Raw genomic sequence first — 11240 nt, 5'->3', positions numbered from 1 at the left:
GTAGCCCACAGGCGATCGGCGATTTGCTGTGTGCATTATTTCTGCACCCCAGAGATGGTCGCGGTGATCGCGGCGCTCGCGGATTGCGCACTCGCGGGTGCGTTCGCCGGCAGAGCGACGACGAGGCAGGCGCTCGTGCTGGCTCCGGCGGCGACGGTGCTGTTCAGTGTTCCGGAGGGAACACCAGACGTGGGGCACGCGCCGTTGGCGACCGTGATCGTGAATGGATTGGTGGCGGATGACGGGGTCATCTTCGCTGCAATCGCAGCGGAAAGTACGAGGGGCACATCACCGGTGTTCGTCACGGTGAAAGTGCCAGTTACTGTCTTGCCCGGCGCAAGAGCCGACCAGTTCAACGCCTGGCTGCTTACCTTGAGACCTGCAGTGCCAGCCGTGACGGTCGCGCCGGGTGCCGCGGTAGCCGAAGCATTGAGGTAGGCGTACGTGCCGCCGGTGCCGACGAGGCCGATTGACACGGCGATGGCCACAATGGCCAGTGCTTTGATGGCGCCGAAGGTGCCCTTGCCGAGAGTGGCGAGTGGTGATGCGGAACGGCGCTGGTGGCGGCCGTTAACCATGTCAAGGCGGTGCGACCCTCGGACTGTTGTCGAGTTCATGGTGCACCGCCTTTCGATGAGCTTGCTATCTACATACTGTGAAGAGGATTGCGGGGTGTGCGTCCCCCCAGACCGCACACCCCGCCGGGTAAAACTAGTTCTTCTGCGAGAGCGTGACGGTGAAGTCGTTAAGGTTGACCGATCCGGTCATTGCCTTGTTCTCGTCGCCGGCGCCTTCGTTCGGGAAGGTGATCGTGACGGTGACGACCACTTTCTGAGTTCCCTGGTTGGTGACGATTGCGTCGGTCGCCTTGCCGTTGACGGTGAACGCTGCACTGGTTTCGAGCTTCGTAGCGAGATTGACGTCCGCGTCGGACTCGAAGTTAAGCGCGGAGATCGAAGCCTTGCCGATATCGGCGGTGGCCTTGAGGTTGTCACCGGTGGCGGTGACCTCGAAGGTGCTCGTGTACGTGAGCTTGTCGCCCGGAACGATCTTGATGTCCTTGAGGTCAACCTTCTCGTTGTTGAAAACCCAGACGCCGGCGTCGGCAGCCTTGATGTTCAATGTTCCGGCGGTGATGGCTGATTCGGAAGCGACCGTTGCTGATGCGTTCCACGAGGCGAGCGTTCCTGCTCCGCCGAGGAGAAGAGCGATTCCTGCTGCACCTGCGATGGAGCCTTTGACGAGCTTGTTCATGATGTCCTTTCGCGGCGCAGCAAGGCTGGCCGGGATGAATGTGGTTCGGGTTATCGGGATTCAAGAAGCTGTGTGCCGGTTTCGGGTTCCTGCATCTCAGGTGAGTAGAAACGAGGTTCGGGCCTCGCTCTCAACTTCCTAAAAACGAATCTATATGTCCTCACTAAGGAGGACAGTCCCCAGTAATGGGGGGCACCCCATGTCCGCACCATGGGGGACTAGACACACTCATTTGGGGGACGAAATACCCCGTTTTTACGGGGTTGTCGCCCAAAAACCGCGAAAAGGGTACAGCGCTTGTACCCCGAAAGTCTCAGAAAAACCGGGGTACAAAGGGACAGATCTGTCTATCCTCTACCCGGTTTGACCTGAAAAATATTTTTGGATGGGGGTGGAGATTTCACCGCAGTGGCGTCTGTGACGACCGGAGAGCTTCCAATAAAGTCCAAAAGTTCCACACCGGCAACCACTTTTGAGGGGTGCGGACCGCCGGCGAGAAGCCGCGGCATCCAGTGCAGGGGGAGTGCCGACGGAGAACCGACGAGCACGATGTTGCCAAAACGGCGTCCTTTGAGAATCTGAGTCTCGGCGAGAGCGGCCACATGTCCCACCGTGTGCTTGAGTGTTGCGGCCTGGCTGCGCGCAAAGGCTAGCCCTGGGCCGTCGGCAACGTTGACGACGACAACGCCTTCCGGAGCGAGCAGTGTCATCGCTTCCTCGTAGAACTCAACACTCGTCACGTGGGCCGGAGTGCGGGCGCCGCTGAAGACATCCACGACGAGAAGGTCCACGGCTCCGCGCATTCCCGCCGGAAACTTCGCTAGTACTTCGCGGGCATCGCCGTGACGAACGCGGATGGAGGCCCGTTTCGACCACGGAAGCTCCGCACGAACAAAGTCCACGAGATCCGATTCCAACTCGACAACCTGTTGGCGCGAGCCGGGGCGCGTGGCTTCGACGTAGCGGGGCAGGGTGAGGGCGCCACCGCCGAGGTGAACCGCGCTGATGGGGGCGCCGGGTTCAGAGAGCTGGTCAATGACGTGTCCCATGCGCTGCACGTATTCGAAGAACAGCTGGCTCGGGTCATCCATATTCACGTGCGATTGCGGAGTGCCGTCCACTGTGAGGGTGAACGCGCCGTCCTGCCAACGGTCAGGGGCGATCTCGGCAAAGTGGCCGCTCAATTTCAGGGTGGTGCTGGGATGCTCGGCCATGGCATTGACTTTGCCACACTCCGTCGTGACATGCAGTCGCGCTCGCGGGTTCCAGAACTGCTGAGCGCTACGGTGAAGCATGGCCGATACGAACCGCGAACTTCCTCCCCACCTCCAGGCGCAATTGAACGCGCAGTCCTATGTGGGGCCCGCGACGTTCGGAATGCGACCGATGCTGAGCGAGCCCGAGCAGCTTGATTCCTGGAAGCCGGATGTCGCGGTCGTCGGCGCTCCGTGGGATGACAGCACCACCAATCGCCCGGGCGCTCGCTTTGGCCCGCGTGCGTTGCGCGCCAGCGCCTACGACCCTGGCACCTATCACCTCGATCTCGGTGTCGAGATCTTCGACCACCTCGATGTTGTCGACTACGGGGATGCCATCACTAGCCACGGAATGTGGGAGCTATCGCGGGCTGCGATTCACGAGCGCGTCTCGCAGGTCGCCAGTCGCGGTATCGTCCCGTTCATCATTGGTGGCGACCACTCGATCACTTGGCCGGCAGCCACGGCGGTCGCCGAGCACCACGGTTTCGGCAACGTCGTCATGATCCATTTCGATGCGCACGCTGACACTGCCAACATTCTCGAGGGCAACCTCGCCAGCCACGGAACCCCGATGCGCCGTCTCATCGAGTCGGGCGCGATCCCCGGTCCCAATTTCTTGCAGGTCGGCCTCCGCGGCTACTGGCCAGGAGAAGAAGACCAGAAGTGGATGCGCGATAACGGCCTCAAGCACTTCATGATGCAAGAGTTTTGGGAACGCGGCGTCAAGGAGATGATCCCCGAGATCATCGCGGCGGCGAAGGCGCGAGCATCCAAGGTTTATATCTCGATCGACATCGATGTGCTCGACCCGGGCTTCGCGCCGGCGACCGGCACCCCTGAGCCCGGCGGCTTCGCGCCCATTGACTTGCTGCGCATTGTGCGCCAAATTGTGCTCGAAACGGATGTCGTGGGCTTCGACGTCATGGAGGTTGCGCCGGCCTATGACCACGCCGACATCACCGTAAACAACGCCCACCGGCTCATCTGGGAGGCCTTCGGGGCGATGGCGGCGAAGAAGCGAGCAACGGGACTCACAGCAAACCCCTAGTGGAAAATCTCAGATAGGTCAAGAATCGGGTGGACACGGCGTGCCAAACCGGCTTATAGTAGATCCTTGCGCTCCCAGACAAATTAAGCGGTCATATTGCGGACAGCTGGGTGCCCCGAGTATAGCGGCGGGGCGTTTCTGGTGAGCATTTCATTACCGACCGTCAATCATCTTGACAGACGAACCCGACGGGGTTCACGGAGGTTGTTCCTTGGCTGCTGCGCGCGATGCGTCCACCAATAAGTCCCCCAAGAATGGCCGCGCAGCTTCGCGGCTTTCTTTCGCTAAAATTACTGACACACTCACGGTTCCCGATCTGCTTGCATTGCAGACCGAGAGCTTTGACTGGCTCGTCGGCAACGACAGCTGGAAAACTCGTGTAACGGATGGTGTTGCCGCTGGCCGCACCGATCTGCCCACACGCAGTGGTCTCGACGAAATCTTTGAAGAGATCTCGCCGATTGAAGACCTCGGTGAGACGATGCAACTGTCGTTCACCGATCCAGAGCTCGAAGAGCCGAAGTACTCCATTGATGAGTGCAAAGAGCGCGGCAAGACTTTCGCTGCGCCTCTGTACGTCAACGCTGAGTTCATGAACCACCTCACCGGTGAGATCAAGACTCAGACCGTCTTCATGGGTGACTTCCCGCTCATGACGGCTCGCGGTACCTTCATCATCAACGGAACCGAGCGTGTTGTTGTTTCTCAGCTCGTTCGTTCGCCCGGTGTGTACTTCGACCGCCAGCCCGAGAAGCTCTCCGACAAAGACATCTACTCGGCTCGCATCATTCCGAGCCGCGGTGCTTGGCTTGAGTTCGAGATCGACAAGCGCGACCAGGTCGGCGTTCGCATCGACCGCAAGCGCAAGCAGTCGGTCACGGTCTTCCTGAAGGCCCTCGGCCTGTCCAGCGAAGAGATCCTCGAGGAGTTCAAGGGCTTCCCGTCGATCGAGGCCACCTTGGAAAAGGACAACATCCTTACCAAGGAAGAGGCGCTCAAGGACATCTACCGCAAGCTCCGTCCGGGCGAGCAGGTAGCTGCAGAAGCCGCACGCGCGCTTCTCGACAACTTCTACTTCAACTCGAAGCGTTACGACCTCGCGAAGGTTGGTCGTTACAAGATCAACCGCAAGCTTGGCCTCGACACCGACATTAAAGAGTCGGTCCTCACCGTTGAAGACATCATCGCCACCATCAAGTACATGGTGTCGCTCCACGACACCTCTGCTCCCAACGTTTCTGTCAGTGACAGCGGCGTAGCCAGCGTCAAGGGTGTTCGCGACGGCAAGAAGGTCGACCTTCGTATCGACATCGACGACATCGACCACTTCGGTAACCGTCGTATCCGTGCCGTGGGTGAGCTCATCCAGAACCAGGTTCGTACCGGCCTCAGCCGTATGGAACGTGTCGTTCGCGAGCGCATGACCACGCAGGACATCGAAGCGATCACCCCGCAGACTCTGATCAACGTGCGCCCCGTCGTCGCTGCGATCAAGGAGTTCTTCGGTACGTCGCAGCTCTCGCAGTTCATGGACCAGAACAACCCGCTCGCGGGACTGACCCACAAGCGTCGCCTTTCGGCGCTGGGCCCTGGTGGTTTGAGCCGTGAGCGCGCTGGCGTTGAAGTTCGAGACGTTCACCCCTCTCACTACGGCCGTATGTGCCCGATTGAGACTCCTGAAGGCCCCAACATTGGTCTGATCGGTTCGCTCGCTTCGTTCGCCCGTATTAACGCCTTCGGTTTCATCGAGACCCCGTACCGTCGTTTGATCGACGGCGTTGTTTCGACAACCATCGATTACCTGACTGCAAGCGATGAAGATGACTTCATCGTTGCGCAGGCAAACGCGCCTCTTACCAAGGACATGCGGTTCGCTGAGCCCCGCGTTCTTGCCCGTAAGAAGGGTGGCGAGGTTGACCTCGTTCCCGTTGAAGACATTGCCTACATGGATGTCTCGCCGCGCCAGATGGTGTCGGTAGCGACCTCGATCATCCCCTTCCTCGAGCACGACGATGCAAACCGCGCACTCATGGGTGCCAACATGCAGCGTCAGGCTGTCCCGCTGCTGCGCAGCGAGAGCCCGCTTGTCGGAACCGGTATGGAAGCCTTCGCCGCTATTGACTCTGGTGACGTTGTCACCACGCTCAAGGCCGGTGTCGTCTCTGAGGTTTCTGCAGACGTCGTTGTTGTTCAGCTCGATGAGGGCGGAACGCAGGAATACTTCCTGCGCAAGTTCAACCGCTCTAACCAGGGCACGAGCTACAACCACCGTGTCATCGTCAGCGCCGGAGAGCGCGTCGAAGTTGGCCAGGTCATCGCTGATGGTCCGGCAACCGAAAACGGCGAGCTCGCCCTCGGAAAGAACCTCCTCGTGGCATTCATGCCGTGGGAGGGTCACAACTTCGAGGACGCGATCATCCTGAGCCAGAACCTGGTCAAGGATGACGTACTGTCGTCGATCCACATCGAAGAATACGAAGTGGATGCTCGCGACACCAAGCTCGGTAAAGAAGAGATCACGCGCGATCTGCCGAACGTTAGCCCAGAACTTTTGGCTGACCTCGACGAGCGTGGAATCATCCGTATCGGTGCTGAGGTTCGCCCCGGCGACATCCTCGTCGGCAAGGTCACGCCTAAGGGTGAGACTGAGCTTTCGGCTGAAGAGCGTTTGCTCCGTGCCATCTTCAACGAGAAGAGCCGCGAAGTTCGCGACACCTCGCTGAAGGTTCCCCACGGTGAGCAGGGCACGATCATCGCTGTCAAGGAATTCTCCGCAGACAACGATGACGAGCTTGGCTCGGGCGTCAACCAGCGTGTTGTTGTGTACATCGCCCAGAAGCGCAAGATCACCGAAGGTGACAAGCTCGCTGGTCGTCACGGCAACAAGGGTGTTATCTCCAAGATTCTGCCTGTCGAAGACATGCCGTTCTTGGCCGATGGAACCCCGGTCGACATCATCCTGAACCCGCTCGGTATCCCCGGTCGAATGAACTTCGGTCAGGTTCTCGAAACTCACCTCGGTTGGGTTGCGAAGCAGGGTTGGGAAGTTGAAGGCAAGCCGGAGTGGGCCAAGAACCTTCCGGAGGAAGCGTTCAGCGCTGCTCCCGGAACCAAGGTTGCTACCCCTGTATTCGACGGTGCGTACGAAGAGGAGATCGCGGGTCTTCTTGACTCCACGACTCCTACTCGTGATGGCGTTCGTCTCATCGACCACACGGGTAAGACCCCGTTGTTCGATGGTCGTTCGGGTGAGCCGTTCCCGGCTCCCGTTTCGGTCGGTTACATGTACATCCTCAAGCTGCACCACCTCGTTGACGACAAGATCCACGCTCGTTCAACCGGTCCGTACTCCATGATTACTCAGCAGCCACTCGGTGGTAAGGCTCAGTTCGGTGGACAGCGCTTCGGTGAGATGGAAGTGTGGGCGCTCGAGGCCTATGGTGCCGCATACGCTCTGCAGGAACTTCTGACGATCAAGTCGGACGACATCCTCGGTCGCGTCAAGGTATACGAAGCCATCGTTAAGGGCGAGAACATTCAGGAGCCCGGTATCCCCGAGAGCTTCAAGGTTCTCATCAAGGAAATGCAGTCGCTGTGCCTCAACGTCGAAGTTCTTTCGGCTGACGGTTCAACGGTCAACTTGCGCGACTCGGACGATGAAGCGTTCCGTGCCGCCGAAGAGTTGGGCATCAACATTTCCGCGCGGTTCGAGTCCTCGTCTGTTGACGAGATTTAACTCGACCGACCACGACTGCAGAACTTTCGAAGAGAGAAGATAAATTGCTCGACGTTCACGCGTTTGATGAAATCAAAATCGGTCTCGCTACCGCCGACGACATTCGTCGCTGGTCGCACGGTGAGGTAAAAAAGCCAGAGACCATTAACTACCGCACACTCAAGCCGGAGAAAGATGGTCTGTTCGGCGAACAGATCTTCGGACCTTCGCGCGACTGGGAGTGCTCCTGTGGCAAGTACAAGCGTGTCCGCTTTAAGGGCATCGTTTGTGAGCGCTGTGGTGTTGAAGTAACCAAGTCGGCTGTGCGCCGTGAGCGCATGGGCCACATCGAGCTCGCCGCTCCGGTTACCCACATCTGGTACTTCAAGGGTGTTCCGAGCCGTCTCGGTTACCTGCTTGACATGGCACCGAAGGACCTCGAAAAGGTCATCTACTTCGCTGCATACATGATCATTTCGGTTGACGAAGAAGGCCGTCACGCTGACCTGCCTGCGCTTGAGAACGAGATCCGTCTCGAAATCAAGACGCTTGAGGGCCAGCGCGATTCCCGCATCGCTGACCGCTTGACCAAGTTCGAGGAAGACCTCGCCGCTCTTGAAGAAGAGGGTGCGAAGGCTGACCAGAAGCGCCGCGTCAAGGATGCTGCTGAGAAAGAAATGTCTCAGCTGCGCAAGTCGATCGATGAGCAGATCTCGCAGCTTGAGCGCGTGTGGGAAGACTTCCGCACCCTCAAGATCGGTGACCTGAAGCCTGAAGACTCCGTCTTCCAGGAACTGCAGGACCGTTTCGGTAGCTACTTCGAGGCGTTCATGGGTGCCGAGGCAATCAAGAAGCGTCTTGAAGCCTTCGACCTGGCGCTCGAAAGCGTTGAACTGCACGACCAGATCGCTAACGGTAAGGGTCAGAAGAAGATCCGCGCCATCAAGCGCCTGCGTGTAGTGAACTCGTTCCTCCAGACCGGCAACTCGCCGGCCGCGATGGTTCTCGACGTCGTTCCGGTTATTCCTCCGGAGCTTCGCCCGATGGTTCAGCTGGATGGTGGCCGCTTCGCGACCTCCGACCTCAACGACCTCTACCGTCGTGTGATCAACCGCAACAACCGTCTGCGTCGACTCCTTGACCTCGGTGCCCCCGAGATCATCGTCAACAACGAGAAGCGCATGCTTCAGGAAGCCGTTGACGCACTGTTCGACAACGGTCGTCGTGGTCGCCCCGTAACGGGAACTGGCAACCGTGCCCTCAAGTCCTTGAGCGACATGCTCAAGGGTAAGCAGGGTCGTTTCCGCCAGAACCTGCTCGGAAAGCGCGTTGACTACTCCGGTCGTTCGGTGATCATCGTTGGACCGCAGCTCAAACTGCACCAGTGTGGTCTTCCCAAGCAGATGGCTCTCGAGCTGTTCAAGCCGTTTGTTATCAAGCGCCTGATCGACTTGAGCCACGCGCAGAACATCAAGAGCGCCAAGCGCATGGTTGAGCGTGCACGTCCGCAGGTCTGGGACGTACTCGAAGAGATCATTCGCGAGCGCCCCGTGCTGCTGAACCGTGCACCAACACTGCACCGTTTGGGCATCCAGGCATTCGAACCTCAGCTCGTTGAGGGTAAGGCTATTCAGCTTCACCCCCTCGTCTGTGCTGCGTTCAACGCTGACTTCGATGGTGACCAGATGGCTGTTCACCTTCCGTTGTCGGTTGAAGCACAGGCTGAAGCTCGCATCCTGATGCTCGCCAGCAACAACATCCTCAAGCCGTCTGACGGTCGCCCGGTGACCCTGCCCACACAGGACATGATCATCGGTCTGCACCACCTGACCACGCTCACGGAGGGTGCTGTCGGCGAAGGCCGTGCGTTCTCGTCGGTCGCTGAAGCGATCTTCGCGTTCGACCAGCACTCGCTCGACCTCAACGCGAAGGTACGTCTCCGTCTCGACGGCGTCCACCTCGCTGAGGAAGACGCTCCCGAGGGATTCGTTCAGGGACAGTCCAAGCTCATGGAAACGACCCTCGGTCGCGCTCTCTTCAACGAGGCGCTCCCGAAGGACTACCCGTACATCGAGGCACTCGCTGACAAGGGCCAGATTTCGGCCATCGTCAACGACCTCGCTGAGCGGTACGTGAAGGTGGATGTTGCTTCGGCTCTTGACGCGATCAAGGACGCTGGATTCCACTGGGCGACTCGCTCCGGTGTAACCGTTGCGCTGTCCGACATTGTGACCCCGCCGACCAAGCCGGAAATCATCGGCCGCTACGAGAAGATCGCAGCGAAGGTTCAGGGCCAGTACGAGAAGGGACTCACGACCGACGCCGAGCGTCGTCAGGAGCTCATCGAGATCTGGAACAAGGCGACCGCAGAAGTAGCGACTGCCATGCAGTCCAACTTCCGCACTGACAACAACATCAACCGCATGGTGTCGTCTGGTGCTCGTGGTAACTGGATGCAGGTTCGTCAGATCGCCGGTATGCGTGGTCTGGTATCGAACCCGAAGGGTGAGATCATCCCTCGCCCGATCGTTCACTCGTACAAGGAAGGCCTGACCGTAGCCGAGTACTTCATCTCGACTCACGGTGCTCGTAAGGGACTGGCCGACACCGCACTGCGTACTGCAGACTCCGGATACCTCACGCGTCGACTCGTTGACGTGTCGCAGGATGTCATCATTCGTGAAAACGACTGTGGCACCCGCAAGGGACTGGACATGCCCATCGCAGCGCAGGACGCTGATGGCAAGTGGATCCTCGACGACAACGTTGAGAACTCGGTCTACGCTCGCAGCCTTGCTGCGGATGCCACCAACGAGAAGGGCGATGTCGTCGCCGCTGCTGGTGCAGACGTCGGAGACGTTCTGCTCGAGAAGCTCGTTGCAGCCGGTGTTCACAGCATCAAGGTTCGTTCGGTACTCACGTGTGAGTCCGCTGTTGGTGTGTGTGCCGTCTGCTACGGCCGCTCGCTCGCAACCGGTCTTCTCGTTGACATCGGTGAGGCTGTCGGAATTATCGCCGCACAGTCGATCGGTGAGCCCGGTACCCAGCTGACCATGCGTACCTTCCACACCGGTGGTGTTGCTTCGGCAGACGACATTACGCAGGGTCTTCCCCGCGTTACGGAACTCTTCGAAGCTCGTACCCCTAAGGGTGCAAGCCCCATCGCAGAAGCCGCTGGTCGCGTCACGATCGAAGACACCGACCGCAGCCGCAAGCTGATCCTCACGCCTGACAATGGCGACGAGCCCATCGCTTACCCGGTACTGCGTCGTGCAACCCTCCTCATTGAGGACGGCGAGCACGTTGAGCTCGGCACGCAGCTTCACGTCGGAAACGTTGACCCGAAGGAAGTTCTTCGTGTCCGCGGTGTCCGTGCCGTGCAGCAGCACCTCGTTGATGGTGTCCAGGGCGTTTACCGCTCGCAGGGTGTACCGATTCACGATAAGCACATTGAGGTCATCGTTCGTCAGATGCTCCGCAAGGTGACTGTTGTTGACCACGGTGACACCGGGCTCCTCCCGGGTGAGCTGGTCGACCGTTCGAAGTACAACGAGCTCAACCGCGGTGTTCTCACCGAGGGCAAGGCAACGGCATCCGCTCGTCAGGAGATCTTGGGTATCACCAAGGCTTCGCTGGCGACCGAGTCGTGGCTGTCGGCCGCGTCGTTCCAGGAGACCACCCGCGTTCTTACGCAGGCGGCCATGGAAGGCAAGTCTGACCCGCTCATGGGACTCAAGGAGAACGTCATCATCGGTAAGCTCATCCCGGCTGGTACGGGATTGGCTCGCTACCGCGATGTGTCGGTCGAGGCAACGGAAGAGGCGAAAGCCGAACGTTACCCCAACCGCATCTTCGCTGATGATGCAAGCCTCACCGAGAGCGACTTGAGCTTCGTCGACTTCGACAGCTTCAGCTCGAACGATTCCACGCCGGGAACCTACAACTAAGTAGTCTCGGCATCACC

Annotated in this window: 6 protein-coding genes; 3 read left to right on the top strand and 3 right to left on the bottom strand. The window is 59.3% G+C overall.

Annotation, left to right across the window (positions count from 1 at the left end; all coding sequences use genetic code 11):
- Window positions 1-35 precede the first annotated feature (35 nt).
- The 3 genes from ESZ53_RS07360 to ESZ53_RS07350 form a co-directional block, all read right to left on the bottom strand.
- Window positions 36-617: a TasA family protein gene (locus ESZ53_RS07360; protein WP_129072229.1), complete on the bottom strand. Its 582-nt coding sequence runs from the start codon at window positions 615-617 to the stop codon at window positions 36-38.
- A 94-nt stretch (window positions 618-711) separates the two neighbouring features.
- Window positions 712-1254, bottom strand: coding sequence for an alternate-type signal peptide domain-containing protein (locus ESZ53_RS07355; RefSeq protein WP_129072228.1), 543 nt, complete (start codon window positions 1252-1254; stop codon window positions 712-714).
- Between the two features lie 347 nt (window positions 1255-1601).
- The gene (locus ESZ53_RS07350) at window positions 1602-2468 is read right to left on the bottom strand and encodes a spermidine synthase (protein WP_129073536.1); all 867 of its coding nucleotides are present in this window, start codon (window positions 2466-2468) and stop codon (window positions 1602-1604) included.
- 79 nt (window positions 2469-2547) lie between these two features.
- Between ESZ53_RS07350 and speB the strand changes: the two genes are divergently transcribed.
- The 3 genes from speB to ESZ53_RS07335 all read left to right on the top strand — a co-directional run bounded on the left by speB (window position 2548) and on the right by ESZ53_RS07335 (window position 11223).
- Window positions 2548-3561: an agmatinase gene (gene speB, locus ESZ53_RS07345; RefSeq protein WP_129072227.1), complete on the top strand. Its 1014-nt coding sequence runs from the start codon at window positions 2548-2550 to the stop codon at window positions 3559-3561.
- Between the two features lie 211 nt (window positions 3562-3772).
- Window positions 3773-7297, top strand: a complete 3525-nt coding sequence (gene rpoB / locus ESZ53_RS07340) for a DNA-directed RNA polymerase subunit beta (protein ID WP_129072226.1) — start codon at window positions 3773-3775, stop codon at window positions 7295-7297.
- Window positions 7298-7341: 44 nt separating this feature from the next.
- The gene (locus ESZ53_RS07335; protein WP_129072225.1) at window positions 7342-11223 is read left to right on the top strand and encodes a DNA-directed RNA polymerase subunit beta'; all 3882 of its coding nucleotides are present in this window, start codon (window positions 7342-7344) and stop codon (window positions 11221-11223) included.
- The last annotated feature ends 17 nt before the right edge of the window (window positions 11224-11240 follow it).

The sequence above is a fragment of the Salinibacterium sp. UTAS2018 genome, from assembly GCF_004118935.1.
GTDB lineage: Bacteria > Actinomycetota > Actinomycetes > Actinomycetales > Microbacteriaceae > Rhodoglobus.
This window is presented reverse-complemented; position numbering and strand designations above follow the sequence as displayed.